The organism is Dickeya parazeae Ech586, from assembly GCF_000025065.1.
In the GTDB taxonomy this organism is placed as follows: domain Bacteria; phylum Pseudomonadota; class Gammaproteobacteria; order Enterobacterales; family Enterobacteriaceae; genus Dickeya; species Dickeya zeae.
In genome coordinates, this window is sequence record NC_013592.1 from 1,373,860 (window position 1) to 1,400,546 (window position 26,687).

Consider the following 26,687-nt stretch of genomic DNA (forward strand, 5'->3'; position numbering starts at 1 on the left):
ACTATTTTCAGTAAATACTATTCTCGGTAAATGCTTGTTTTCAGCGAAATGGTATCTTCAACAAAATAGAATTGGATGAAACAAGAAAGGCGACTCAGGTCGCCTTTCTTGTTGTCATTACCCCCGTTGCTATGACATACCGACTGGTTCGTCGCGCGAGCTACACTTCATAATCCGGCTGTGGGTCAGCTTCAGGGATAATCAGTACCTTCATGATGCGATGACTTTCTACCGCCAGTACCCGGAACAGGGTATTGTCGATATGTACTTCATCCCCTTCCTGGGGAATCTTCTGCGCATACTCCATCAACAGACCTGCCAGCGTGTGGTATTCCCGTTTTTCATCCAGTTGCAGCGGGATGTACATCTGTAGGTCTTCGACCGGCAGGTAGCCGTTGGCGATGAGCGTGCCATCGTCGTTTTCCTGAATATCGTGGCGGGCGTCCAGCTCTTCCCCTTCCAGCGGCAGATTACCGGCAATGGTTTCCATGACGTCGCTCAGGGTGACAACGCCTTCAATAGACCCAAATTCGTCAGCCACAAAGGCGAAATGTGTGTGTGCCTCACGGAACTGTTCCAGTGCCGACAGCAGCGATAATTGCTCCGGAAATACCAGTGGCTGGCGGATCAGTGCTCGCAGGTCCAATGCCTGTCCGTGCAACTGCTGGCGTAGCAGGTCTATCACGTGCACCACACCTAGTGGCTCGCTGGACACATGGCTGTCGAACATCACCAGCCTTGTGTGCTGGTTTTTCTCCATCAACGCCGGGAAATCGGCGGGATCGCTGTTGATATCCACCTGTTCGATATCATGACGGATGGTCATGATACTGCTGACTGAACGTTGCGACATGCCAAGTACGCGCTCGATCATGCGCTGTTCCTGCTGGTTAAACACCGGCTGGCTGGCATTGCTGGTATTATCCGCTACTCGCTCGGCGGCCTGCTTGTCACGCTCCACCTCGTCGTGCCCGCCGCGCAGTAATCGCAGTACCGCTTCGGCGGTACGTTGGCGTAACGGGGTCGATGAAGAGAGAAAACGCCGCCGGTTAAATTGCGCCAACTGGTTGAGCATTTCGATCATCACTGAGAAACCGATGGCAGCGTAAAGGTAACCTTTTGGAATCAGGTAACCAAACGCGTCCGCCACCAGGCTGAAACCTATCATCAGCAGAAAACTTAGGCACAGAATCACGATGGTGGGGTGTGCATTGACGAAACGTGTCAGGGGTTTGCTGGCCAACAGCATCAGCCCGATGGCGATGGTCACTGCTGCCATCATGATAAGCAGGTGATCTGTCATCCCAACGGCGGTAATCACCGAATCCAGTGAGAATACGGCGTCCAGCACCACTATCTGGGCGACCACCGGCCAGAAGCGCGCCCCTTTACGCTGGGTTTGCTGCGCCTGATCTTTGCCTTCCAGCCGTTCGTTCAGTTCCATCGTGGCTTTGAACAGCAAAAAGAGGCCGCCTACCAGCATAATCAGGTCACGCGCGCTAAATGGGTGCCCATGAACGTTAAACAGTGGGTGAGTCAGCGAAACCAGCCAGGAGATGGAGGACAGCAGCACGAACCGCATCAACAAAGCCAGCAATAATCCGACAACTCGCGCCCGATCGCGTGATTTTTCCGGCAATTTCTCCGCCAGGATGGCGATGAAAACCAGGTTATCGATACCCAGAACCAGTTCCAGCACTACCAGGGTAGCCAGACCGGCCCACATTGTCGGATCAACGATCCATTCCATAGGCTGAGTTCACCTTTTCCTTTTTAGATTGCATGTGCATAGCGTATCAGGCGTTGCGTCGCTCAACCATAACGCGACCGACCTCGATTGATAGATATCAAATTGCCGGGCAACGATATCCTGCTTTTCTCCTGTGAGGGCGATCACAATACTTTCAGCAAGATGGAATGCATTGCAACGCATTTTGAGAAACGAGGAAAGCAGCCAAAAGGTCAAAAAATAATCTATTTCATTAAAGAGCTGCATTATATGTCGAATGCAGTAAAACGTCGGGAAAATAGCGCACTCTGCGGTCTCATCAGGTGTTTGCTAATGTGTTAACAGTATTATTATATGAAAATGAAATATTTATTAAGATGTCTCCTATATATTTATAACTTTGTTTTTAAAGGATAAAAATATCTTCTGTCATAAGAAAAATTGCATGGAATGTTAGTATTTTTCCGAAAAAAAACATCAGGGAGATATTTGTCTTGTTATAAACAAATATTTTTTACTACTCTCCGGTGTGGCGATATTGACACAACTTTAAAAATATTTAATTCGAAACTTTAGTGTCATTAATGTTTTTGCAAGCCATTTTTACGAGTCAGTTAGTGACGAGTCACAGCAATAGCTGGGCAAGTCTGGAACAACATCGAGACAGCGAGTTGGTAGCTACAAGCCAAGGGCGGTAGCGTACCTGAACTACTCTCCTGCAAGCTACGCTGGTGTTTCAGAACAAGCCCTCCATGACGTTGAAACCGTTCAGCTGCCGGATTACCGGTTAGCGATGAGCGAAACGGCAACAAGGTCGATGGGTCCACCGTGAATCCCGATGTGTGGACTGCCTGTTACTCACTTGACTGAAAGGCGATGGCGTAAGCATGTTTACCCTGACACGAAAACCTATACCGCTGGCACAACCAGCGACATTTCCCCTGACCGGCGCACTATTCGCGTCCGCGTCGCCTTGTTCTGCCCACAGCGATGTAACCGCGCGGCCTGATGAAACGGCTTGTTTTCAGTTGATTCGTTTTCAACCGATTCGTTTTCAATCGGCTCGTTTTCAGTCGACTGGCTCGCAGCTGATGTGTGTTCAACCGGCTGGTGCCCGCGCTTTCCCTCACTTTTCAAATACGATTTTCAAACACGATGTTCGGATAACAACGCCGCGTTATGCCGCCGTTTTATCCACCACGTCTCCCACGCCGGGAGTATCGCGGGTTGCCGTGCCCGACATCCAGCGGCTTATCCGCTGACATCACCGTTTTGGTTTCTTGTTGAACGTCGTTGCGATGGTGACGGCGGCTCTGGTTATAAAAATTTGACGTTGGAACAGGAGCGAAAACACATCTCATCAACTCATTACCGATCAACGCATGAGCGAAAGGCATCGGGTTGCCCGAAGCGGGATCGGTCGAGCAATGCTGCTCTTTTGTTTCTCACTTTACTAAAAAGCGATGGCATAAAGGATGTTAAAACCAACACTGAAAGTTATACCGCTGATGTTGTCGGCGACATTCCTGGCGGGTTGTACGCTGGTGCCAGGCACGCACCTTTCTACCAGTGGAAAAGAGGTCATAGAACAGCCGGATGATGATTTCAATATCAATAAGCTGGTCAATATTTACCCTATCACCCCATTACTGATAGATAAAATGCGCCTGCGGCCGGCGATTGCTCAGAATAATCCGTCGCTGGAGGAGGAACTGAAACGCTACGAATACCGCATTGGTATCGGCGATGTACTGATGGTGACCGTGTGGGATCACCCGGAATTGACAACACCGGCAGGGACTTACCGCACGGCTGCCGACACCGGTAACTGGGTTCACGCCGACGGCACCATTTTTTATCCCTATATCGGCAAGATGCGTGTCGTGGACAAAACACTGACTGAAGTGCGCGATGAAATCATGCGCCGTCTGGCGCAATACATCGAGTCACCGCAGGTAGAGGTCAGCGTGGCTGCATTCCGCTCACAAAAAGCCTATGTGACTGGGGAAGTGGAACACTCGGGGCAACAACCTATTACCAACGTACCGCTGACGATTCTGGATGCCATCAACAATGCCGGTGGGCTGAGCGAGTTTGCTGACTGGCGCAACCTGGTGCTGACGCATAACGGCAAAGATGAGCGGATTTCCCTACAGGCGCTGATGCAAAACGGGGATTTGTCCCAGAACCGCCTGTTGTACCCTGGCGACATTCTGTTTGTACCCCGTAACGATGACCTGAAAGTCTTCGTGATGGGGGAAGTGAACAAACAATCCACCCTGAAGATGGACCGCAGCGGCATGACGCTGACCGAAGCGCTGGGTAGCGCAGAAGGGATAAATCAAATGGTGGCTGATGCGACCGGCATATTTGTCATCCGTCCGCTACGCGGTACGCAAGGGCCAAAACTGGCCAACATTTATCAGCTCAACACCAAAGACGCCACCGCACTGGTGATGGGATCCGAATTCCCGTTGCAACCCTATGACGTGGTGTATGTCACCTCAGCGCCGGTCGCACGCTGGAACCGCCTGATTTCACAACTGGTACCGACCATCAGTGGGTTTAATGACCTGAGTGAAGGCAGTCTACGCGTTCGTACCTGGCCGTAATTACCGAGGGAGGTGTTGATGTTTAACCGTATTTTGGTCATTTGCGAGGGCAATATCTGCCGTTCACCAACCGGCGAGCGTTTACTCAAACAGGCCTTGCCTGAGAAAACCGTCGCATCCGCTGGCTGGCGGGCGATGGAGGGGAAACCGGCCGATGAAACGGCCAGCCTGGTCGCTGCTGAACACGGTGTGTCGCTAGGCGGACATGTTGCGCGCCAGTTGACCTCGTCGCTGTGTCGGCATTACGACCTGATTCTGGTGATGGAAAAGGCGCACATTGATGCCGTGTGCCGTTTCGCCCCAGAGGTCAGAGGGAAAACGTTGTTGTTCGGGCACTGGTTTAACCAGCAGGAGATCACCGACCCGTACCGCAAGAGCCGGGAAGCCTTTGAGTTTGTGTATACCCAACTTGAACAATCTGCCCGCCAATGGGCGCAGGCGCTGAGCCGTTAACCAGTCAGGGATTACGATGTCAGAGAGAATTGCCGTGAAAACAGCTGAAGCGGACAAGGCGGATGAAATTGACCTGGGGCGTTTACTGGGCACTGTGCTGGATCACCGCTGGCTCATTATCAGTATCACCACCATTTTTACCATGCTGGGTATTCTGTATGCGCTGTTGGCTACGCCGGTGTATCAGGCGGATGCGATGGTGCAGGTCGAACAGAACGTCAGCGATTCGCTCATGAGTGATATTTCAAAAGTGTTGCCGGATACCAAACCGCAATCAGCACCGGAAGTCGAGTTGCTCCGCTCCCGGATGGTGGTCGGGAAAACCGTACAGGATTTGGGGCTGGATACCGATGTGGAGCAGCAGTACTTCCCGCTGTTCGGCAAAGGTCTCGCTCGCCTGAAAGATGAAGAACCGGCTCGTGTTGTGGTGTCCCGCTTGTCGGTACCGGACAGCTGGCTGGATGAAAAAATGACGCTGGCTATTGGGGAGAACGGCACTTATCGCTTTAGCGCCGGTAAGGATGCGGATTTTACCGGTCACATTGGGCAAGTCGCCTCTCAGCATGGCTTTAGTTTGCTGGTAAGCAGTACCGACGCGGCACCGGGAACGGTGTTTACCGTCAGGAAAAAAAATACGCTGACGGCTATCAATGACATTCTGGCGGAATTGTCGGTGGCGGATAAGGGGAAGGATACCGGCGTATTGCAGTTAACGCTGGAAGGCAGCGATCCCGCACTGGTGAAGAAGACGCTGACCAGTATCAGCGATAACTACCTGCAACAGAATGTGGACCGCAAGTCGGAAGAGGCGGCCAGAAGCCTGGCATTTTTGAAAGAGCAACTGCCACTGGTACGGGCATCGCTGGAAACAGCGGAGGATAAACTCAATAAGTATCGTCAGCAGAAAGACTCGGTGGATTTGTCGCTGGAAGCCAAGTCAGTGCTGGATACCATCGTGGATGTCGAGTCTCAGCTCAACCAGTTGACGTTCCGCGAAGCGGAAATTTCCAAATTGTATACCCGTGAGCATCCGGCTTATCGGGCATTACTGGAAAAACGCGTCACGTTGGAAAAGGAACGGGACAGCCTGAACCGGCGGGTCAGCAGCATGCCGAAAACCCAGCAGGAAATTGTCCGTCTGACGCGGGATGTGAATGTCGGGCAGGAAGTGTATGTCCAGTTGATGAATAAGCAACAGGAGCTGAGCATCAATAAAGCCAGCACCGTCGGCAATGTGCGCATTATCGATCCCGCTGTCGTGCAGCTAAAACCTGTGAAACCCAAGAAAACGCTGGTGATTGTGCTGGCAGCGATGCTGGGCGGTGTGGCGGCGATCGGGTTTGTGTTGTTGAAAACACTGCTGCATCGCGGGATTGAAAGCCCGGAACAACTCGAAGAGCTTGGCATCAATGTATACGCCAGTGTGCCGTTGTCGGAGTGGCAACAGAAGAAAGATCGGGAATTCGCTGGCAAGAACCGCAAACGCAATGCCCGCTCTGATTCGCTGTTGGCAGTGGGTAATCCGGCCGACCTGGCGATTGAAGCGATTCGTAGTCTGCGCACCAGCCTGCACTTCGCCATGATGGAGGCGAAAAACAATGTACTGATGATTTCAGGTGCCAGCCCGGGGATCGGTAAATCCTTTATCAGTGCCAATCTGGGGGCCGTGATCGCTCAGGCGGGTCAGCGGGTGTTGATCGTCGATTGTGACATGCGCAAAGGGTATGCCCACCACCTGTTGGGGGCGACGCCTGAACGTGGGTTGTCGGATATCTTGTCCGGACAGATCGAGGCGCAGCAGGCGCTACGTACCACAGTGGTGGAAAACCTGTTTTTTATTCCGCGCGGTCAGATCCCGCCGAATCCCTCTGAACTGCTGATGCACAGTCACTTTACCGACTTCATCAACTGGGCAACCGGGCAATTCGATATCGTGCTGTTAGATACGCCGCCCATTCTGGCGGTGACCGACGCGGCGATTATCAGCCGACAGGCGGGAACCTCGCTGCTGGTAGCGCGTTTTGAAACGAATACGCCAAAAGAAGTGGAAATCAGTATCCGGCGTTTTGAGCAGAATGGGGCGCCGATCAAGGGGGTTATCCTGAATGCGGTCATCCGCCGGGCATTAAGTTATTACAGTTATGGTTATGATTCTTATCAATATTCCTATGGATCGGATAAAAAGTAGTCAGGTGCGTGCATCAGGATGACGTACGCCCTGATGACACACCGAAAGCGTCGAAAGCACCGAAGAAAGAGAGATAGAAGTGGCAGGGATGCGGCGCTTGCTGTGGTTCCTCCGACGCTGTGTCAGGGACGGGGGGAACGAGGGTGGCCCGTTTACCTGCATCAGGAATTAGGGCGGGTATAAACGATTAGAATAAGGACAGCCAATATGAAAATTATGATTATCAATACCTTATATCATCCTTATAAAGTAGGTGGCGCGGAGGTTTCCGTTAAGTTGCTGGCTGAAGCGCTGGTGCAACGCGGCCATCAGGTTCGGGTGTTATGCCTGACGCCTGACTCACAGCGCAGTGAGCAGAAAGTCAATGACGTAGAGGTGTGCTATCTGCCTTTGGCAAATCATTACTGGCCGTTCGACGGGCAACAGCGCTCTTTCGTTCAGAAGATACGCTGGCACCTGAAAGACTACTATAACCGCGATATGCGCAGGGCGGTCATGCGTGAAATTCAGGCGTTTTTGCCCGATATCGTTCACACCAACAATATTGCCGGATTTTCGGTGTCGGCCTGGTCAGCGGCGAGAGCCTGCGGGGTGAAAATTCTGCACACCAGCCGGGATTATTACCTGTTTCACCACAATGCCACCCTGTTTTCTGAAGGGCGTAATCAGGATCCTGATGCGCCAGCTATCCGCCTGATGTCAGTCATGAAAAAACGGTTGAGTCGTCTGGTCGATGGTTATGTCGGCATCAGCCAGTTTATTAGCGAGATGCATCGCGAGGCGGGTTTTTTCCCTCGTGCCCACCACTCCTTTATTTATAACACGGTACCGGCAGTCAGGAGCGGTGACGGAAGTCAGGAGAGCACCGGGCAGGCGGATGTGAGACGAATCGGCTTTATCGGCAAACTGTCGGCGGAGAAGGGATTTGATGATTTTTGCGCGCTGGCCCGGCATTACCATCATCGACCCGGCTATGCCTTTTATGCTGCAGGCCGCATCACCCAGGATAACCCACTGGTTGAAGAGGCCCGTCAGTGTGGGGTGACATTGTTGGGCTTCGTCAGTCTGGAAGATTTTATGCGACAGGTCGATGTGGTGGTGTTGCCGGTGAAATGGCACGAACCGTTCGGTCGGGTGGTGGTAGAAAGTATATTCCATGGAAAGGTGGTTCTGACCAATCGAATGGGGGCTGTGGGTGAACTGGCTGCTATGTTGCCGAACATCTATTTCATGGAGGAGACCCTGGTGGACAATGTGATGGAGCATGTTGAGCCGCTTTGTCCTGACATGCTGGCACATTTCACACCCAGCCGTGTCGCACAGGAATATGAACAGGCGTACCGCAACGTACTGGGTGCCTGAGATACCCGCTTAATACAACGCAATCCTGTGTTTCACATGAGCTGAATCAATTAGCTGTGTATTGATAGACAAAGGCAGTTTCGCTTTTGCCTATGAAATGATGAATAAAGAAAACGCATAACGTTGCACTGGCTGTCATGGTGCCGCAATCAAGAATGAGGTCTTTAACGCATTGCTTTATTTGCTCTGGGTTAGTTTGGCTATCAATTTGATTTTTAACACCATTTATTTAACACGGAGAAGACGGCTATCGTCTGTGCCGACTCCGTATTTGCCAGGGACAACGCACCATGCGAATTCTGATTATTAATACGTTATATCACCCTTATAAGGTAGGGGGAGCCGAAGTTTCCGTGCAGTTAATGGCGGAAGCGTTGGTTCAACGGCATCACCAGGTACAAGTACTGTGTCTGACGCCGGAAAAGCAGCGCAGTGAAACGGTAATTAATGGCGTTGCCGTGTGTTATGTGCCGTTAGCTAACGATTACTGGCCGTTTGATGGTGAAAAAAAGTCTTTCTGTCAGAAAATACGCTGGCATCTGAAAGATCACTACAACAGTGATATGCGTGCCACCGTGATGGAGGTCATTCGAGATTTTGCGCCGGACCTGGTTCACACTAACAATATTGCAGGATTTTCGGTGTCGGCCTGGTCGGCGGCGAAAGCCTGTGGGGTGAAAATTCTGCACACCAGTCGGGATTATTATCTGTTTCACCCAAATGCGACGCTGTTTAGCCGAGGGCAAAATCAGGATCCACGTTCTACCAGTATTCATCTGCTGTCGTGGTTGAAAAGACGTTATAGCCGACTGGTGGATGGGTATGTCGGTATTAGCCAGTTTATTTTTGAACGTCACCATCAGGCGGGATTTTTTCCTGGTGTACCGCAGTCGTTCATTTATGACATTGTGCTGCCCGCGGTTCAGGACGTTGAATCAAACACCGTAGTTTCAGACAACAGAAAGCGCGGGCGTATCGGTTTCATCGGCAAGCTGGCACAGGATAAGGGATTTGACGAATTTTGCCTGCTGGCCCGCCATTACCGTCATCATCCAGAATATGCCTTTTGTGCTGCAGGGCATATCAATCCCGGTAATCCTTTGGTGGAGGAGGCTCGCAATAGCGGGGTGACGTTACTGGGCTTTGTGAGCCTGGAAGCGTTTATGCAACAGGTGGATATTGTGGTATTGCCGGTGAAATGGCATGAACCATTCGGCCGGGTAGTGGTAGAGAGTGTGTTTTATGGAAAGATTGTACTGACTAACCGTATGGGCGCGGTCAGTGAATTATCGAGCCTATTACCGAATATTTATTTCATGGAAGAGAGCTCTCTCGAGTCAGTAATTAATAAACATGTCGAACCGATCAGTGTGGAAATACTGCATGCCTTCACGCCAGAGAAAATTGCCGGTGAATTTGAGCATGCTTATATGAAAGTACTAACACCGGGATGCCACCAGCATTGCTTATCGCCCGCCAAAGGGGAAAAATAAAACACATCAATGTATTAATCAGACAAATGCATTAACCCGATCAATGTATTAACTCGAGAAATGTATTAACTCATTGTCTTTGGATAGGGAATCCCAACAAAACATTTTATTTTATCTAAACGGTTTCACTATTTAGTGTAACCGGAAGGGGATGTCATTCATGTATGTGAATACACGTAATTTACTGGGGCACACGACCGGTGTGCAGCGTTATACCAGAAAGATTATTGATTATATTTCCACTGAGGGTGTCAGGGTGGCATCAATACAGCCTGACAGGGTTATTTACGGTATGAAGGGGCATTTATGGGAGCAATTTTCTCTGCCAATGAATATCTCTTCACGAGAAATATTATGGTCTCCTTGTAATACTGGGCCTTTATTGGTTAAAAATCAGATTGTCACTATTCACGATACCGTGCCTTTTGATCACCCTGAATGGCTGAATAAAAAATTTGTGGCCTGGTATCAATTTATGCAGCCGCGTCTGGCGAAAAAAGTAGAACACATCATCACTATTTCTGAATTTTCCCGAGAACGCATCATCCACTATTTACGGGTACCCGCGAGCAAGGTGTCAGTGATTTATAACGGTGTGGATGTGTTACAGCCAGAGGCTGACGGTAGTGAAACGGGAAAAAGTCTGCCAGTGGTGGATGGCGATTACCTGCTGTCGGTGGGTTCACTGGAGCCACGGAAAAACATTCCCCGATTAATCAAGGCATTTCTACGCTTCAGGCAGGAAAGCCACACGGACATGCGTCTGGTGATTGTAGGCAAGAAAGGCGTATCACGGGTTTTTGAGGATGACGGGACGCAAGCGTTGGCCGACAACCCGGCGGTGGTATTTACCGGCCATGTCAGCGACGAAGCGCTGGTGAGTTTATATCAGCACGCGCGTGGCTTCTGCTACCCCTCTATGTACGAAGGCTTTGGCTTGCCGCCGCTTGAGGCCATGTGCTACGGCCTGCCGGTATTGACCAGCAACACGACATCAATGAAAGAGTTGTGTGAGAAACGGGCGATCCTGGTCGACCCCTTGTCGGTGGAGTCTATCGCCGAAGGCATTCACCAACTGGTTGCAGGGCAAGGGCCGACGGGGATGCGGGAAAAGGGCGAGGCATTCGCCCGATCGCTGACCTGGAAGCAGTGTGCATCTGAAACGTTACGCGTACTGGAGCATTGAGACTCCTGCGGTGTAACCAAACCAATAGCGCTTTCGCTATTCCTGTGTGCCATTCAGATGTGCAAGAGACGCGATATGAAAGTCAACTTTGTAGTTCCGGTATATAACGGCGGCAGTATTTGGGAGCAGTGTGCGTCGGCGCTGCACGACTGTCTGGTCGCTGAAAGATTAGCACCTCAGCAGGTGCTGGTCATTGATTCGTCATCACGGGACAACTCGCTTGATGTCGCTGCCCGCTATGGTTTTCGCTGCCACTCGATTACCTCCGCCGAATTTAATCACGGCGGGACACGTAACCTCGGTGTGGAAATGAGCGACGGCGATGTCGTGGTGTTCCTGACCCAGGATGCGATTCCCCAGCCTTATTTTATTCGTGAGATTGTGTCGGCATTTGCCGATGAGCGGGTAGCAGTGGCGTATGGACGTCAGTTACCGCATGACGACGCTAACCCGTTGGCCTGTCATGCACGCAGCTTTAATTACCGTTCTCGCAGCCAGATTATGGGGATGATGAATAAGACACAGTATGGCATCAAGACTGTGTTCAGTTCGAATTCGTTTGCCGCCTACCGGGTGAAGGTGTTCCATGAATTAGGGGGATTCCCGTCCAACACTATTCTTAGTGAGGATATGTATCTGGCAGCCCAGGCGGTACTGGCGGGATATCGGGTCGCTTATGTTGCACAAGCGGCGGTCAAGCATTCACATAATTACACGCCGATAGAGGAATTTAAACGTTATTTCGATATTGGTGTTTTCCACTGTGACGAAAAATGGATTAGGGAGGCGTTTGGTGGCGCTGGTGGTGAAGGTACGCGGTTTATTTTTTCCGAGCTCAGCTATCTAATGAAAAGAAATCATTATCTGTGGATCCCCCGTGCCTGTGTGCACAATGCCCTGAAAATTGCGGGATATAAGTTAGGGCAGCATTATCAAAAAATACCTCATGGCTTAATCAGGAAACTGAGTATGCATAAAAGATTCTGGCAATAACTTCTACTCATACAGGTGAACGACTATGGTCAGGAAAAAAGAAAATGTGGTTTATGCTATTCCTTCGCTGGTATCGGTATTACAGCGTTTTTCTGATATGGCTGTAATCTTTGTCAGTGTTGTGTTGGCATGTCTGGTAACCAAAAAAGAAATATCAACAGCATCGTATTTGATTGCTTTGATCAGTTTCTCTGTTTTTCAACTGTTGGCGGGCTTTACCCATTTTTATCGCTCATGGCGTGGCGTGGCATTGTATGCCGAGATCCGCACGCTGATTATTAATTGGGGGCTCAGCATTACATTTGGTGCTGGTATTTTGTCTTTAGTACCTAACCAATATATTGGTTACCATTTTCATGCGGTCTGGTTTTTATTTACCGTGGCGGGATTTGTGATATCACGCACCCTGATTCGGGTCGTGATACAATATCTGCGGAAATTAGGTTACAACAAGGTTAATGTGGCGTTTATCGGCGCACAACCGGCCGGGGTATATCTGGCGGAGAGTATTAAACAGGCACCTTGGTTGGGGCTGAACATCATCGGCTATTTTTCTGAAAACGGTCAGTTTCAGTACAGCTATGAGCGCAATGGCATCCGCTGTCTGGGGGATGTGGAAGAACTGATCAGGCGGGCCCACAAAGGCGATCTGGACAAGATCTATATCGCCTTCTCGTTGCAGGAGGCCGATCTGATCAACCACCTGACATCAGAGCTGACGGATACCACCTGCACGGTGATGCTGGTGCCAGATATTCTGGCGTTCAACGTACTGCAGTCCCGTAGTGACATCATCAATGGCATTCCGGTGGTGTCGCTGTATGACTCGCCGATGAGCGGTGTGAACCGGTTGCTCAAGCGGTTGGAGGATATCGTGGTCGCGTCGATGATTACTGTGCTTATTTCCCCGCTGTTATTGGGTATTGCGTTGCTGGTCAAGTTGACCTCTAAAGGGCCGGTGATATTCCGGCAGACGCGTTACGGCATGGACGGCAAAGCGATAGAAGTGTGGAAATTTCGCAGTATGACGGTGATGGAAAACGGCGACACGGTTATTCAGGCCTGTAAGGGGGATAAGCGTATTACACCGGTAGGCGCGTTTTTGCGCCGCACATCGCTGGATGAACTGCCGCAGTTTATCAACGTGATTCGTGGTGAGATGTCGATTGTCGGGCCGCGACCCCATGCGGTGGCGCACAATGAACAGTATCGCAAGCTGATCAAGGGTTATATGCTGCGGCACAAAATGAAGCCCGGTATCACCGGTTGGGCGCAAATTAACGGCTGGCGTGGTGAAACCGACACGCTGGAGAAGATGGAAAAACGGGTGGAATGCGATCTATTTTATATCGAAAACTGGAGCGTCTGGCTGGATATCAAGATTATCTTTCTGACAATTTTCAAAGGATTTGTGGGCAAGTCCGCGTATTAACTCATTTCTGAAAGGTCACTATTCATGAATATTCTGGTAACGGGTGGGGCTGGGTTTATTGGTTCAGCCGTGGTGCGTCATATCATTCAGCATACGCAGGACCGGGTCATGGTGGTCGATTGCCTGACCTATGCCGGCAATCTGGCATCGTTGAAAGAGGTGGCTGCCGATCCCCGTTTTTTGTTTGAGAAAGTCAACATCTGCGACCGCGCTGCGCTGGATCGGGTGTTTACGACCTTTCAGCCGGATGCAGTGATGCATCTGGCGGCGGAGAGCCATGTTGATCGTTCTATCGATGGGCCTTCCGCCTTTATTGAAACCAATATCACCGGGACCTATACGTTGCTGGAAGCCGCTCGGCAGTACTGGTCGGCGTTACCGCAAGTACGCAAAGAAGCGTTTCGTTTTCACCATATTTCGACCGATGAAGTGTATGGCGATCTGCATGGTACTGACGATCTGTTTACCGAAACCACGCCGTATGCGCCGAGCAGCCCGTATTCCGCTTCTAAAGCGGCCAGCGATCATCTGGTGCGTGCCTGGCTGAGAACCTACGGTTTACCGACGATGGTGACCAACTGTTCCAATAACTATGGGCCGTATCATTTCCCGGAAAAACTCATCCCGCTAATGATCCTTAATGCGCTGGAAGGTAAACCGCTGCCGGTTTACGGCGAAGGCAACCAGATTCGAGATTGGTTGTTCGTCGAAGATCACGCGCGGGCGCTGTATACCGTCGTTACTACCGGCGAGGTAGGGGAAACCTACAACATTGGCGGACATAACGAACGGAAAAATATTGAGGTGGTGCAAACCATCTGTGCGTTGCTGGATGAGCTGAGACCGGAGAAGCCGAGCGGCATCCGCCATTACGCTGAGCTTATCACCCACGTGACCGACAGGCCGGGACACGATCTGCGTTACGCGATCGATGCCTCGAAGATATATCGGGAGCTCGGGTGGAAACCAAAGGAAACCTTTGAGTCCGGTATCCGTAAGACTGTGGAGTGGTATCTGGCGAACGAAACCTGGTGGCGCGGCGTTAAGGATGGCTCCTATACCGGTGAACGTTTAGGTTTACCCCTTTAATCGTATTCTCGTTAAGGAAAGTTCAATGAAAGGCATTGTACTGGCAGGCGGTTCCGGCACTCGGCTTTATCCGATTACCCGTGGGGTATCGAAGCAGCTGTTGCCCATCTACGATAAGCCGATGATTTACTATCCGATTTCGGTACTGATGCTGGCCGGGATTCGGGATATTCTGATCATTTCCACGCCAGAGGATCTGCCCGCGTATCGTCGGTTGCTGGGTAACGGTAGCCGATTCGGGCTGAATCTCTGCTATGCCGAGCAGCCGTCACCGGACGGTCTGGCACAGGCGTTTTTGATTGGCGAAACCTTTATCGACGGTGACCCCTGTGCATTGGTACTGGGCGACAACATCTTCTTTGGTCAGAGCTTTGGTAAAAAACTGGAGAGTGTCGCTGCCCGTACTGAGGGGGCGACGGTGTTCGGTTATCAGGTGATGGACCCAGAACGTTTTGGCGTAGTGGAGTTTGATGACAATAAGCAGGCTATTTCGCTGGAAGAAAAGCCGAGTAAACCGAAGTCTAACTGGGCGGTCACCGGGCTCTATTTTTATGACCGTCAGGTAGTGGAAATGGCTAAGCAGGTTAAGCCTTCTGCGCGTGGCGAACTGGAAATCACCACACTTAATGAGATGTATCTGCAACAGGGCCAGCTGAACGTGGAAGTGTTGGGGCGTGGTTTTGCCTGGCTGGATACTGGTACCCATGACAGCCTGCTGGAAGCATCCCAGTTCATCAGCACTATCGAGAAACGTCAGGGCTTCAAGGTTGCCTGCCTTGAGGAAATTGCGTTTCGCAAAGGCTGGCTGACCCGTGAGCAGGTGGCGGACGAAGCCCGTTATCTTGCTAAAACCCATTATGGCCAGTATCTGGCACAGCTACTGACAGGGGTATGATATGCAAATTTGTGATACCGCGATACAGGGCGTCAAAATTATCCAACCCAAGGTGTTTGGTGATGCCAGAGGCTTTTTTCTGGAAACGTTTGAGAAAAAACGCTATCAGGAGATGCTGGATATCGACCTGGATTTTGTTCAGGATAACCATTCCCGTTCGGCCAGAGGTGTATTGCGTGGGTTGCATTTTCAGACAGTTAACCCACAAGGAAAACTGGTACGTGTAGTGCGCGGTGAAGTGTTTGATGTCGCGGTGGATATTCGTCCTGATTCTCCCACTTACGGTCGTTGGGCTGGTGTAAACTTGTCGGAGGAGAATAAAACCCAGTTCTGGATCCCCCCCGGTTTAGCGCACGGTTTTGTGGTGCTGTCTGAACTGGCGGATTTTGAATACAAGTGTACCGACTATTATAACCCAGTGCATGAGGGTTGTTTGTTATGGAATGACCCGGACATTGGCATCGACTGGCCGATAACGTTGCCTTTGTTATCGGATAAAGATAAAAAAGGTAAAGCATTTAAGGAGTTATGGGGATGAAAGTGTTGTTAACCGGCGCTAATGGTCAATTGGGGCGCTGTTTTCAGGATCGGTTGCCGCATGGATGGTCAGTACTGGCGACGGACGCTGATTCGCTGGACATTGCTGATGAAGCGCAGGTGCAGGCGACGGTGAAGTCGTGGCAGCCGGATGCCATTGTTAACGCTGCCGCCTATACCGCAGTAGATAAGGCGGAGTCGGAGCCGGAACTGGCGGCGCGTATCAATGTGGCTGGGCCGGAATATCTGGCGCGCGCGGCTCGCCAGCAGGGGGCCCGTTTTATCCATGTCTCTACCGATTATGTGTTCGATGGAACTGCGACCCGACCGTATATCGAGACGGATACCACTCACCCGCTAGGTGTTTACGGTCAGACAAAGCTCGATGGTGAGCGGGTTGTGCTGAAGGTGAACCCGGCCGCGCAGATTGTACGCACGGCTTGGGTATTCAGCGAGTACGGCAATAACTTTGTGAAAACGATGCTGCGCCTGGGCCGGGAACGCGAGAGCCTGGGGGTGGTGGCGGATCAGCGAGGTTGTCCAACCTATGCCGGTGATATTGCCGATGCCATTATAAGTTTGTTACAGCAGCAGGCCGATGGTGGGCTGTACCATTTCTGTGGTGATGAAGAAGTATCATGGCATAAGTTTGCCAGCACTATCTTTACCCTGGCTCATGAACAGCAAGTGTTGGCCCGTGTACCGGTGGTCAACGCGATTACCACCGAGCAGTATCCGACGCCAGCGGCGCGACCGGCGTATTCCACACTGGATTGCGCCAAGATCGCCCGTCTTGGCATACCACCGTCCGCCTGGCGGGCGGCATTAAGCACTATCATTCCTAAATTACGCTGATAATCATCAGGCGCGGTAAATCCTGTGATGGATTTACCGCATATCGTTCTCGTATTTCTTCCTTATCTTCGGTAGCAGAGATGACAGGTCACGATCGGATCAGTATCGCGTTGGCCACCTATAACGGTGGGCGTTATATCAAACAGCAACTGGATTCTATCCAGCATCAGACACATCAGAACATCATGATCCATGTGTGTGATGACGGTTCCCGTGATAACACACTGGATGTAGTGCGCAGTCATGCGCTTTATCAGCAAGGTAAAATCCGCCTTTATCCTGGCGAGGGTGGCCTTGGCGCGATGAAAAACTTCCGCCGCGCGATTGCCTGCTGTGAAGACGGCTATATCGCTCTGTGCGATCAGGATGATTATTGGGTACCGGAAAAACTGGCGTTGTTGTTAAACGAGGTCAAATCCCATGAACAGGGCGGAACCAGGCCGGTGCTGGCGTTTTCCGATCTGGAAATTGTGGATACGGTATTGGAGCCGCTGTACCCCTCTTTTTATCGTGCGTCGATTAAATCGTCAGCGGCCAGCCAGCCGGAGGATTTTGTCGTCAGCAACCATATCCCGGGTTGTGCTATGTTGTTTAACCGCGCGTTGAAACAGTTGATAGAACCGATGCCGGACGATATCCGCATGCACGACTGGTGGATTGCGATGATCGCCGCTCATAGCGGTAAAATAAGCTATGTGGATCAGCCGCTGATTAAATACCGTCAGCACGGTGACAATACCGTCGGTGCGCCCGGTATTTTGCGAAAACGTCTGTTACCGGACAGCCTGTTGTGCCTGAGAAGTTACCCCACCACTCGCAAGCACAGCCACATGATGCTGAGCGCCCTGAAACACTTTTGTCAGCAGCACCAGTCTGACCATACTGATTTTCTACGCGTGATCCGTGGAGAGGCTGGAGTACGGCACAAGCTGTCATTGATGCGGCGGGCACGTAACGGCGAGCGTAAGCTGCTGAGTTGTGCAATCTGGTGGATGGTATGAGTGATAAAAAGGCAATAAAGCGCGAAGTTATCTCTCTCTACGTTATCCAGATTTCCAACATGCTGCTGCCGCTGGTGACGTTTCCCTACCTTGCCAGAGTGTTGGGGGCGGAGTTCTTCGGAAAACTCAGTTACGCCCAGTCCATCAGCTTTATCGCGCTGTTTATTGTCGATTTTGGTTTTAACTTTTCTGCTGCCCGAAAGGTCAGCGCTCATGCTGGTAATATGGCAGCGATTAATGTCCTGTATTCGAATGTGCAGTGTGCCAAGACCGTGTTATTTGTGGTGATGATGGTGGCAGGTACGGTGGTGGACCTGTTAACGGCGCAGTCGAAAATGGACGGTATCCTGTTTTTTATTGGTCTGGTGTCGTCGTTAAGTTCGTTGTTGTCAGCCGCCTGGTTATTTCAAGGGTTGGGGAAAAACTCCCACCTGGCTATCCTGAACCTGATTTTTCGCGTGTTGGCGCTGGGCCTGATTTTTTTGCTGGTGGCTTCACCGGCGGATATTTATCTGGCGGCATTGATTCAACTGCTTCCACCGGTGCTGGTCGGTCTGGTAATTCAGTGCCAGTTGAAACGTCGTGAATCGGTAAGCTGGCAGTTGTCAGGTATCAATCGACAAACCGTGATAGATGAAATGAAAGAGAGTTTTCACAACTTTTCCGCGTCGCTATTCACGCTAGGGTTCACCTATCTCAACCCAGTCGTCATCAAATTTCTGTTTGGCGATGCGGCATTGGGTCACTATGCGGTGGCGGACCGGCTGGCATCCGTATTGCGTCAGTTGTATAACCCGATTGTGCAAGGCAATTTCAGCCATATTTGCAGTTTGTACAATCAGCAGGCGCACAGCGCCATTCGGGCCCGGTTGAAGAAGGTTCTCATGATATTTTCGTTGCTGACCGGCTGCGCTTTTTTGGGCAACCTGTTGGTGGGGGCGCCGTTAATCCACTGGGTATTCGGTAAGGAGTACAATATCAATGCTCTGCTGACCATCATGATAGTCACGCAATTTGTGATTTCGTTGTCGATCATTTTGGTTAATCTGATCATTATTCCAGCCGGGTTGAGCCTTTATCTAAAACGCGTCTATTTCGTTGGGCTGTTATGCCACTTTTCCTATCTGTTTTTCTTCGCCGAATGGTGGGGGGTTTATGGCATCGCCGCTGCAGTCGGGGCGACGGAACTTATCATTACCGTACTCTTCTTTGGGATGGTGATGAAAAAGAACACGCTGGGTAATCGGATGGCAGGGTTATCCCAATAAGCTAACCCATCAATAGCTATCCCATCAATAATGGGACGACGGTATCAGCATTTAAGCATAAACAGGGATAATACCGAGTATCTGAATGGAGTCACTGTTGCAACCCTGTTTTCCCAGGAGAGAGTCATGATAAGAAATGCCATTCTGGTGGTGTTGTACAATAAAGGACTGGAATCATCGGCAACGTTACAGACGTTGATTCAACATCCATTTAAACATGTTAAGTTAACTATTCATAATAACGGGCCGTTTCGTATTTCTGAGGAAGATGCTTTTTTTCTGCGGCTGAAAACGATTTATGAGCAAGTTGAATTGGTGAATTGCCTGGAGAACAAGCCGTTAAGTCAGGTCTATAATCAATTTATCATGAGTAATCTGCAGGTGGAGCGATGGGTCATTCTGGATGATGATACCACCATAAATGAATCCTTCTGGTTCGCGGTAGAACACACCCAGGCAGATATTGAGTGCCCCAGGATTATTTCCAGTATTAATTACAAAACCTACTACCCGGTATCCCAAGGGGAGATTGTATTGAATTATCAGGAGTTGGATCCGGCAACGGCATTTTCTATTGGTTCAGGGTTGATTATTCACCGTCGGCTATGGGATGTGTTCGAGCGCTATGGACTGTCATTATTTGATGAAAACTATGCGCTGTACGGGGTTGATGTCAGTGTATTTCGTCGTATACACCGGCTGAGCGCATGTGGCGAAACCTTTTTGCTGAAAAGTAGTTGCTATCTGGAGCATGCGCTTTCTCGTTCTGAAAAGAAAGAAAGTGAATTCAGAATAACGGAAAACTTGATTGATTTGGCGGTGTCAGCGCGTCGTTATCCCCAGTTTCATTTGTATTACCATCTTGGCTGGCGGCTGTTTAAACAATTTATTCGGTTACGCTTTAAAACGGTTTTGGTTGCCATTCAGGCTTTTTTTCGTGGAAAACATCCTCGCTGCAGTTAATTTCCTTGGTTTTATTAATAAATCTATCAATGTGTCATATTAATTATTCCTGATGGCAGTCTGCATTAAGTCTGCAGGCTGAATCTGTTTTTTATTGGATAAATAGTAGTAACACCAATATACCCAACATTATTCAGGGCGCGACGTGTGCACGTCTCTGCTGCCTGAAATATGTGGGATCACCACCACATTTAGTAAGGTGTGATATGTCTAACATTATTCCTGTCATTATGGCTGGTGGCAGTGGTAGCCGACTATGGCCGCTATCCCGAGAATTATTTCCCAAACAGTTTTTATCATTGGGTGATGAGAGCCAGCATAGCTTATTGCAAAATACGCTGGTGCGTTTGCAGGGGTTGCCGCTGCTGATGCAGCAGCGACCACTGGTTATCTGCAATGAGGATCACCGTTTTCTGGTTGCCGAACAGTTGCGCGAGCAGCAACAACTGGGCAGCAATATTATTCTGGAGCCCACCGGGCGTAATACCGCGCCGGCAATTGCGCTGGCAGCCCACCTGAGCGTTAAAACCGACCCTGACAGCATATTGCTGGTATTGGCCGCCGATCATCTGATTAAGAAAACCGAGAATTTCCATCGGGCTGTTCAGCAGGCGCTGCCGTATGCCTGCGGAAACAAACTGGTAACTTTTGGTATTGTCCCGACTACGCCGGAAACCGGTTATGGCTATATCAAGACCGGTGAACCACTTACTGATGGTGGGTTTACGGTCGATGAGTTCGTGGAGAAACCCAGTCTGGCAACCGCCGAACGTTACCTGACATCGGGTAATTATTGCTGGAACAGCGGCATGTTTATGTTCCGTGCCGCCAAATACCTCGATGAACTGCAACACCATCAACCCGATATTTACGAACTGACGCGTGTGGCAATGGCACGCAGCCAGCGCGATATGGACTTTATCCGCGTGGAGCCGCGCGCGTTTAGCGATTGTCCCAATGATTCCATTGATTACGCCGTGATGGAGAAAACGCACGATGCGGTCGTTATCGCCTTTGACGCTGGCTGGAGCGATGTGGGGTCGTGGTCGTCCTTGTGGGAGGTATCGCAGAAGGATGAACAGGGCAATGTAACCGTAGGGGATGTCATCACGCTGGATAGCCACAACAACTACGTTTCTACTTCTGCACCGCTGGTGGCGACCATCGGTATTGATGACGCGATCATCGTCAACACCGGGGATGCGTTGCTGGTAGCGGCGAAAGAACGGGCGCAGGACGTCAAAAAAGTCGTAGAGCGTCTGAAAGCGCAGAACCGACATCAGTTTCGTGACCACACCGAGTCATTTCGTCCCTGGGGCAAGAGCAGCAGCATTGATGCCGGTGAGCACTATCAGGTGAAAAAACTCACCGTGCGTCCAGGGCAGGGCCTGTCGTTACAGCAACATTTTCACCGAGCGGAGCACTGGATCGTCCTATCGGGTACGGCCAGGGTTCAGGTTGATGACAACACCTATTTTCTGTCGGAAAACCAGTCCACGTTTATCCAGCCGGGGGCGGTGCATACGCTGGAAAACCCCGGTTTGATTGACCTGGTGATGATTGAGGTGCGTTCAGGGCGTTACCTGGAAGAGGACGACATCGTTCGTTTGCATGACCGTTATGGTCGGGTATAAAGGGAGAAGGGCAGATGTCCGTATTAACCTGCTTTAAAGCTTATGATATTCGCGGTGAGTTGGGAACGGAGCTCAATGAAGAGATAGCCTACCGCATTGGACGGGCCTATGCCGAGGTTATTCAACCTCAGCGCGTCGTTGTCGGGGGCGATGTTCGGCTAACCAGTGAGTCCTTGAAACACGCACTGGCCGATGGCCTGCGCGATGCCGGCGTCGATGTCTACGACATCGGTTTATCCGGTACAGAAGAAGTCTATTTTGCGACGTTTCATTTCGGGATGGACGGCGGTATTGAAGTGACCGCCAGCCATAATCCGATTAATTATAACGGCATGAAGCTGGTGCGCGCCGACTCTCAGCCTATCAGTGGCGACAGCGGACTGAAGGATATCCAACGCCTGGCGCAGGAAAACCGTTTTGCTCCCGTCAATCCTCAGCATCGTGGTCGCTATGAAACACTGGCGATATCGCAGCCGTATATCGAGCATCTGATGTCGTACATTAATCCGCGTAACCTGACGCCGATGAAGATCGTCATCAATAGTGGTAATGGTGCGGCGGGTCATGTGGTGGATGCACTGGAGGTGGAATTAGGCCGCCATGGTGCACCGGTCACCTTCGTCAAACTCCATCATCAACCTGATGGCAGTTTTCCGAATGGCATTCCTAATCCGTTACTGCAGGAGTGCCGTGCCGATACCGCCCGTGCCGTCGTTGAGCATCAGGCAGATTTTGGTGTGGCGTTTGACGGCGATTTTGACCGTTGCTTCCTGTTTGACCATCAGGGGCGCTTTATCGAAGGGTATTATATTGTTGGGTTACTGGCGGAATCGTTCCTTAATAAAGCGCCAGGTTCCACCATCATTCACGACCCACGTCTGACCTGGAACACGGTGGATATCGTGACCGACAAAGGCGGCAATCCGGTGATGTCAAAAACCGGTCATGCCTTTATCAAGGAACGGATGCGTAAGGAGGATGCCATTTATGGCGGTGAAATGAGTGCACATCACTACTTCCGCTCGTTCGCTTATTGTGACTCCGGTATGATTCCGTGGCTGCTGGTGGCGGAGTTGATTGGTGTCCGCGGACAATCGCTGTCGCAACTGGTGAGTGAACGTATGCGCGCCTATCCCGCTTCCGGTGAGATCAACTCTCTGCTGACAGACCCGGCAGCGGCTATAGCCCGTGTGCGTGCTGCGCTGGAGCCACAGGCACTGGCGGTGGATGAAACCGACGGCATCAGCCTGACATTTGCAGACTGGCGTTTCAATTTGCGCAGTTCCAACACTGAACCCGTGGTGCGGCTTAATGTCGAATCACGGCAGGATGTTCGGCTAATGGAAGAAAAAACCCGGACGATTCTGGCGCTGTTGCGTCAATGTTGAGGTGATTTCTGGCACCCTCTTGCAGTTTTCCGCGCTTAGCGGGTGCTGAATCAAGGCGGTGGATGGTATTATCTCTGCCATTCAAGTCACGTTAAGAGTTCCTGAATGAAATTTCTTGTTACCGGAGCGGCCGGCTTTATCGGCTTCTTTACCTGTCAGTCACTCTGCGCTGCCGGCCATACGGTGGTGGGGATAGACAACCTCAACAGCTACTACGAGGTATCGCTCAAGGAGGCGCGGCTGGCAAAACTGCGCACGCTGGCCGGTTTTCGTTTTGAACGCATTGATATTGCCGATAGTCAGGCAATGGCAGCGTTGTTCGCGGCGGAAAAATTTGAGCGTGTTATCCATCTTGCGGCGCAAGCCGGGGTGCGGTACTCGCTGGAAAACCCGATGGTGTATGCGGAAAGTAACCTGATAGGCCACCTGAATGTACTGGAAGGTTGTCGCCACAGTGGCGTCGGTCATCTGATTTATGCCTCTTCCAGTTCGGTATACGGACTGAACAGCAAAACACCGTTCGAAACCACCGACTCGACCGATCACCCGATTTCGCTGTATGCCGCGACCAAGAAATCCAACGAACTGATGGCGCATTCCTACTCGCACCTGTATGACCTGCCGACTACCGGGCTGCGTTTTTTCACGGTGTATGGGCCGTGGGGGCGTCCGGATATGGCGTTGTTCAAGTTTACCCGCCGTATTCTGGCTGGTGAACCGATCGATATCTACAATCAGGGCGATATGTGGCGTGATTTCACCTATGTTACCGATATCGTGGAAGGTGTGTTGCGTGTCGTCGATCAGATACCGACGCGTCAGGCTGACTGGAAAGTGGAAAGCGGCTCGCCAGCCACCAGTTCTGCACCCTACCGGCTCTACAATATTGGCAATGGTAGCCCGGTGCGGTTGATGGATTTTGTCACTGCGCTGGAGTCGGCGTTGGGGCGTGAGGCGGTGAAAAACTTCATGCCGATGCAGGCTGGCGATGTTTACCAGACCTATGCCGACACCAGTGATCTGTTCGCGGTGACAGGCTATCGGCCGCAAGTTGGGGTGAACGAAGGGGTGCGCGCCTTCGTAGACTGGTATCGGGATTTCTATCAGGCCTGAACGATATAAAGAGAAATATATACCCAAATAATTCGAGTTGCAGAAAGGCGGCGACGCAGCGAATCCCCAGGAGCTTACATAAGTAAGTGACTGGGGTGAGCGAGGAAAGCCAACGCATCTGCAGCTTGAAGTATGACGGGTATAGACGGCATTAGGCGGCGGGCATTTCCGCAGCTTTGCTATGTTCTGTGACGGGTACAGAGTGTTACCCGGTAGGATGAATGTGGACAGATGATGAAAATTGCAATTGCGGGTACCGGTTATGTTGGCTTGTCCAACGCCATGCTGCTGGCGCAGCATAATGAAGTCGTCGCGGTGGATATCGTCGCCGAAAAAGTGGACATGCTGAACAAAGGCATCTCCCCGATTGTGGATAAGGAAATCGAAGCTTATCTGCGCAACCCGGCGCTGAATTTTCGCGCCACGCTGGATGCTGAGTCCGCGTATCGGGGGGCGGAGTTCGTAATTATCGCCACGCCGACAGATTACGATCCGAAAACCAATTACTTCAACACGCGCTCGGTGGAAGCGGTGATCAGCAAGGTACTGGAAGTGAACCCAGACGCCGTTATGATCATCAAATCCACCATCCCGGTGGGTTATACCGCACAGGTTCGTGAACAGTTCGGTACCGAAAATATCATTTTCTCGCCGGAGTTCCTGCGTGAAGGCCGTGCACTGTACGATAACCTGTATCCGTCCCGTATCGTGGTGGGTGAGCGTTCTGAACGTGCCGAGCGTTTCGCTCGTCTGCTGGTCGATGGGGCCATCAAGACCAATATTCCAGTGCTGTTTACCGGGTTAACCGAAGCCGAAGCGATCAAATTGTTTGCCAACACTTATCTGGCAATGCGTGTCGCCTATTTCAATGAGCTTGATACCTATGCCCAGACACTGGGATTGGATAGCAAGCAGATTATCGAAGGCGTTGGCTTGGATCCGCGTATCGGCCAGCACTACAACAACCCATCGTTTGGTTATGGCGGTTACTGCCTGCCGAAAGACACCAAGCAACTGCTGGCTAACTATGAATCCGTGCCGAATAACCTGATTCGGGCGATTGTCGATGCCAATACCACCCGTAAGGATTTCATTGCTGATTCAGTGATTCGACGTGGTCCAAAAGTGGTGGGGATTTACCGACTGGTGATGAAGACCGGGTCTGATAATTTCCGCGCCTCCGCGATTCAAGGGGTGATGAAGCGAATCAAGGCCAAAGGTATCGATGTGGTGGTGTATGAGCCTGCGTTGAAAGAGTCGGAGTTCTTCCGTTCCCGCGTGATTCATGACCTGGAAGAATTCAAACAGATGTCTGATGTCATTCTGTCGAACCGAATGGCACCAGAATTGTCTGATGTAATGGAAAAAGTGTATACCCGCGATCTCTTTGGGGCTGATTAGGTGTATTCTGGCGCCAGAAAAATCAATGTGGCGCGGTCGTTGCCTCGTCGCGACAAACAGCAGCATGTTTTTTGAGAGAACACGAAATGACAGCATTAAAAGCGATTATCCCTGTTGCCGGCTTAGGGATGAACTTGTTGCCGGTTACCAAAGCGATTCCGAAAGAGATGCTTCCGCTGGTTGACAGGCCGGTAATCGAAAAGATTGTCAACGAATGCGTTAATGCGGGGATTAAAGAGATTGTGCTGGTCACGCACGCCTCTAAAAATGCCATTGAAAACCATTTTGATACCTCTTTCGAGCTGGAGTCGATGCTGGAAGAGCGCGCCAAACGTCAATTACTGGCGGAAGTTAAGTCCATTTGCCCGCCGGGCGTGACCATCATGAACGTGCGTCAGGGGCAGACGCTGGGCCTGGGGCACGCGGTGTCCTGCGCTCACCCGATTGTCGGCAATGCGCCGTTTGTCGTGGTGCTGCCGGATGTGGTGATGGACGACAGTTCAGCGGATCAGTCAAAAGACAATCTGGCGCTGCTGATTTCCCGTTTTGAAGAAACCGGCCACAGCCAGGTGCTGGTCAAACACCGCCCGTACGAAGTGTTGCCAGAGTACTCCATCGTGGAATGCGAGAAGCCGCTGAATCAGGCGGGCGACGCGTCGGCGATCACCTCCATGATTGAGAAACCGGAACTGGCGCCGGTGGAAGGCTCGGACCTGTCCGCGGTTGGCCGTTATGTGCTGACGGCCGAAGCCTGGCCGATTCTGGAAAACATCGTGGCGGGCGCGTGGGGTCGTATCCAACTGACCGATGCTATCGCTGAGCTTATCAAAACCCAGCAGGTGGATGCGGTTCAGATGACGGGTCGTAGTTTTAACTGCGGACGGAAGATGGGATACGTGCAAGCGTTTGTTTCCTACGGCCTGCGCAACCCAGAACTGGGTGATGCCTTTAAAACTAAAATCAAGGCGTTGCTGGAGAAATATTGATCAGCCCTTGAACACCCGATAACACACTTTGGTGTTATCGGGTTTTTTCTGACAGTAGTGATTTCTAATTGTAGTCATATGATTACCAGGGGCATTAATAGTGCGATAA

21 protein-coding genes are annotated in these 26,687 nt (G+C 51.1%); 20 read left to right on the forward strand and 1 reads right to left on the reverse strand.

Annotation, left to right across the window (positions count from 1 at the left end):
- Positions 1-160: 160 nt before the first annotated feature.
- Positions 161-1,750, reverse strand: a complete 1,590-nt coding sequence (locus tag DD586_RS06195) for a TerC family protein (protein ID WP_012883954.1) — start codon at positions 1,748-1,750, stop codon at positions 161-163.
- A gap of 1,454 nt (positions 1,751-3,204) precedes the next feature.
- On the opposite strand from DD586_RS06195, the gene DD586_RS06200 reads away from it, so the two are divergent.
- The 20 genes from DD586_RS06200 (at position 3,205) to DD586_RS06295 (ending at position 26,578) form a co-directional block, all read left to right on the forward strand.
- Positions 3,205-4,341 carry a polysaccharide export protein gene (locus tag DD586_RS06200; protein WP_012883955.1) on the forward strand — a complete coding sequence of 379 codons (1,137 nt, stop codon included), beginning with the start codon at positions 3,205-3,207 and terminating at the stop codon, positions 4,339-4,341.
- An 18-nt stretch (positions 4,342-4,359) separates the two neighbouring features.
- Entirely contained in the window at positions 4,360-4,794 is a 435-nt protein-coding gene (locus DD586_RS06205; RefSeq protein WP_012883956.1) for an arsenate reductase/protein-tyrosine-phosphatase family protein, read from the forward strand.
- A 16-nt stretch (positions 4,795-4,810) separates the two neighbouring features.
- A complete protein-coding gene (wzc, locus tag DD586_RS06210) occupies positions 4,811-6,982 on the forward strand; it encodes a tyrosine-protein kinase Wzc (protein WP_012883957.1) in 2,172 nt (723 codons plus the stop codon).
- A gap of 207 nt (positions 6,983-7,189) precedes the next feature.
- Positions 7,190-8,344 carry a glycosyltransferase family 4 protein gene (locus tag DD586_RS06215; RefSeq protein WP_012883958.1) on the forward strand — a complete coding sequence of 385 codons (1,155 nt, stop codon included), beginning with the start codon at positions 7,190-7,192 and terminating at the stop codon, positions 8,342-8,344.
- 290 nt (positions 8,345-8,634) lie between these two features.
- The gene (locus DD586_RS06220; protein ID WP_012883959.1) at positions 8,635-9,837 is read left to right on the forward strand and encodes a glycosyltransferase; all 1,203 of its coding nucleotides are present in this window, start codon (positions 8,635-8,637) and stop codon (positions 9,835-9,837) included.
- A gap of 328 nt (positions 9,838-10,165) precedes the next feature.
- The gene (locus tag DD586_RS06225) at positions 10,166-11,023 is read left to right on the forward strand and encodes a glycosyltransferase family 4 protein (protein WP_226511625.1); all 858 of its coding nucleotides are present in this window, start codon (positions 10,166-10,168) and stop codon (positions 11,021-11,023) included.
- Between the two features lie 75 nt (positions 11,024-11,098).
- Positions 11,099-12,016, forward strand: coding sequence for a glycosyltransferase family 2 protein (locus DD586_RS06230; RefSeq protein ID WP_012883961.1), 918 nt, complete (start codon positions 11,099-11,101; stop codon positions 12,014-12,016).
- Between the two features lie 25 nt (positions 12,017-12,041).
- Entirely contained in the window at positions 12,042-13,448 is a 1,407-nt protein-coding gene (wcaJ, locus tag DD586_RS06235) for an undecaprenyl-phosphate glucose phosphotransferase (RefSeq protein ID WP_012883962.1), read from the forward strand.
- 24 nt (positions 13,449-13,472) lie between these two features.
- A complete protein-coding gene (gene rffG, locus DD586_RS06240) occupies positions 13,473-14,537 on the forward strand; it encodes a dTDP-glucose 4,6-dehydratase (protein WP_012883963.1) in 1,065 nt (354 codons plus the stop codon).
- A gap of 25 nt (positions 14,538-14,562) precedes the next feature.
- Complete coding sequence (gene rfbA / locus DD586_RS06245; RefSeq protein ID WP_012883964.1) at positions 14,563-15,432, forward strand: glucose-1-phosphate thymidylyltransferase RfbA; 870 nt, start codon at positions 14,563-14,565, stop codon at positions 15,430-15,432.
- A 1-nt stretch (position 15,433) separates the two neighbouring features.
- Positions 15,434-15,970 (forward strand): dTDP-4-dehydrorhamnose 3,5-epimerase, encoded by a 537-nt coding sequence (gene rfbC / locus DD586_RS06250; protein WP_012883965.1) that lies wholly within the window; start codon positions 15,434-15,436, stop codon positions 15,968-15,970.
- A complete protein-coding gene (gene rfbD, locus DD586_RS06255) occupies positions 15,967-16,824 on the forward strand; it encodes a dTDP-4-dehydrorhamnose reductase (RefSeq protein ID WP_012883966.1) in 858 nt (285 codons plus the stop codon). Before rfbC ends, rfbD begins: the two co-directional genes overlap by 4 nt.
- Positions 16,825-16,904: 80 nt before the next feature.
- Positions 16,905-17,825, forward strand: a complete 921-nt coding sequence (locus DD586_RS06260) for a glycosyltransferase family 2 protein (RefSeq protein WP_012883967.1) — start codon at positions 16,905-16,907, stop codon at positions 17,823-17,825.
- Positions 17,822-19,093 (forward strand): oligosaccharide flippase family protein, encoded by a 1,272-nt coding sequence (locus DD586_RS06265; protein WP_012883968.1) that lies wholly within the window; start codon positions 17,822-17,824, stop codon positions 19,091-19,093. The genes DD586_RS06260 and DD586_RS06265 overlap by 4 nt, the downstream gene beginning before the upstream one ends.
- 30 nt (positions 19,094-19,123) lie before the next feature.
- On the forward strand, positions 19,124-20,056 hold the full coding sequence (locus tag DD586_RS06270) for a glycosyltransferase family 2 protein (RefSeq protein ID WP_228669754.1): 933 nt from the start codon (positions 19,124-19,126) through the stop codon (positions 20,054-20,056).
- Positions 20,057-20,262: 206 nt separating this feature from the next.
- Positions 20,263-21,690: a mannose-1-phosphate guanylyltransferase/mannose-6-phosphate isomerase gene (locus tag DD586_RS06275; protein WP_012883970.1), complete on the forward strand. Its 1,428-nt coding sequence runs from the start codon at positions 20,263-20,265 to the stop codon at positions 21,688-21,690.
- A 14-nt stretch (positions 21,691-21,704) separates the two neighbouring features.
- A complete protein-coding gene (gene cpsG / locus DD586_RS06280; protein ID WP_012883971.1) occupies positions 21,705-23,078 on the forward strand; it encodes a phosphomannomutase CpsG in 1,374 nt (457 codons plus the stop codon).
- Between the two features lie 105 nt (positions 23,079-23,183).
- Positions 23,184-24,191 carry an NAD-dependent epimerase gene (locus DD586_RS06285; RefSeq protein ID WP_012883972.1) on the forward strand — a complete coding sequence of 336 codons (1,008 nt, stop codon included), beginning with the start codon at positions 23,184-23,186 and terminating at the stop codon, positions 24,189-24,191.
- Positions 24,192-24,425: 234 nt separating this feature from the next.
- Positions 24,426-25,592: a nucleotide sugar dehydrogenase gene (locus DD586_RS06290; protein ID WP_012883973.1), complete on the forward strand. Its 1,167-nt coding sequence runs from the start codon at positions 24,426-24,428 to the stop codon at positions 25,590-25,592.
- 86 nt (positions 25,593-25,678) lie between these two features.
- The gene (locus tag DD586_RS06295; RefSeq protein WP_012883974.1) at positions 25,679-26,578 is read left to right on the forward strand and encodes a sugar phosphate nucleotidyltransferase; all 900 of its coding nucleotides are present in this window, start codon (positions 25,679-25,681) and stop codon (positions 26,576-26,578) included.
- The last annotated feature ends 109 nt before the right edge of the window (positions 26,579-26,687 follow it).

Coding starts and splice junctions, on each gene's coding strand:
- DD586_RS06195 (WP_012883954.1), bottom strand. CDS start 1,750: ATGGAATGGATCGTTGATCCGACAATGTGGGCCGGTCTGGCTACCCTG.
- DD586_RS06200 (WP_012883955.1), top strand. CDS start 3,205: ATGTTAAAACCAACACTGAAAGTTATACCGCTGATGTTGTCGGCGACA.
- DD586_RS06205 (WP_012883956.1), top strand. CDS start 4,360: ATGTTTAACCGTATTTTGGTCATTTGCGAGGGCAATATCTGCCGTTCA.
- wzc (WP_012883957.1), top strand. CDS start 4,811: ATGTCAGAGAGAATTGCCGTGAAAACAGCTGAAGCGGACAAGGCGGAT.
- DD586_RS06215 (WP_012883958.1), top strand. CDS start 7,190: ATGAAAATTATGATTATCAATACCTTATATCATCCTTATAAAGTAGGT.
- DD586_RS06220 (WP_012883959.1), top strand. CDS start 8,635: ATGCGAATTCTGATTATTAATACGTTATATCACCCTTATAAGGTAGGG.
- DD586_RS06225 (WP_226511625.1), top strand. CDS start 10,166: ATGAATATCTCTTCACGAGAAATATTATGGTCTCCTTGTAATACTGGG.
- DD586_RS06230 (WP_012883961.1), top strand. CDS start 11,099: ATGAAAGTCAACTTTGTAGTTCCGGTATATAACGGCGGCAGTATTTGG.
- wcaJ (WP_012883962.1), top strand. CDS start 12,042: ATGGTCAGGAAAAAAGAAAATGTGGTTTATGCTATTCCTTCGCTGGTA.
- rffG (WP_012883963.1), top strand. CDS start 13,473: ATGAATATTCTGGTAACGGGTGGGGCTGGGTTTATTGGTTCAGCCGTG.
- rfbA (WP_012883964.1), top strand. CDS start 14,563: ATGAAAGGCATTGTACTGGCAGGCGGTTCCGGCACTCGGCTTTATCCG.
- rfbC (WP_012883965.1), top strand. CDS start 15,434: ATGCAAATTTGTGATACCGCGATACAGGGCGTCAAAATTATCCAACCC.
- rfbD (WP_012883966.1), top strand. CDS start 15,967: ATGAAAGTGTTGTTAACCGGCGCTAATGGTCAATTGGGGCGCTGTTTT.
- DD586_RS06260 (WP_012883967.1), top strand. CDS start 16,905: ATGACAGGTCACGATCGGATCAGTATCGCGTTGGCCACCTATAACGGT.
- DD586_RS06265 (WP_012883968.1), top strand. CDS start 17,822: ATGAGTGATAAAAAGGCAATAAAGCGCGAAGTTATCTCTCTCTACGTT.
- DD586_RS06270 (WP_228669754.1), top strand. CDS start 19,124: ATGGGACGACGGTATCAGCATTTAAGCATAAACAGGGATAATACCGAG.
- DD586_RS06275 (WP_012883970.1), top strand. CDS start 20,263: ATGTCTAACATTATTCCTGTCATTATGGCTGGTGGCAGTGGTAGCCGA.
- cpsG (WP_012883971.1), top strand. CDS start 21,705: ATGTCCGTATTAACCTGCTTTAAAGCTTATGATATTCGCGGTGAGTTG.
- DD586_RS06285 (WP_012883972.1), top strand. CDS start 23,184: ATGAAATTTCTTGTTACCGGAGCGGCCGGCTTTATCGGCTTCTTTACC.
- DD586_RS06290 (WP_012883973.1), top strand. CDS start 24,426: ATGAAAATTGCAATTGCGGGTACCGGTTATGTTGGCTTGTCCAACGCC.
- DD586_RS06295 (WP_012883974.1), top strand. CDS start 25,679: ATGACAGCATTAAAAGCGATTATCCCTGTTGCCGGCTTAGGGATGAAC.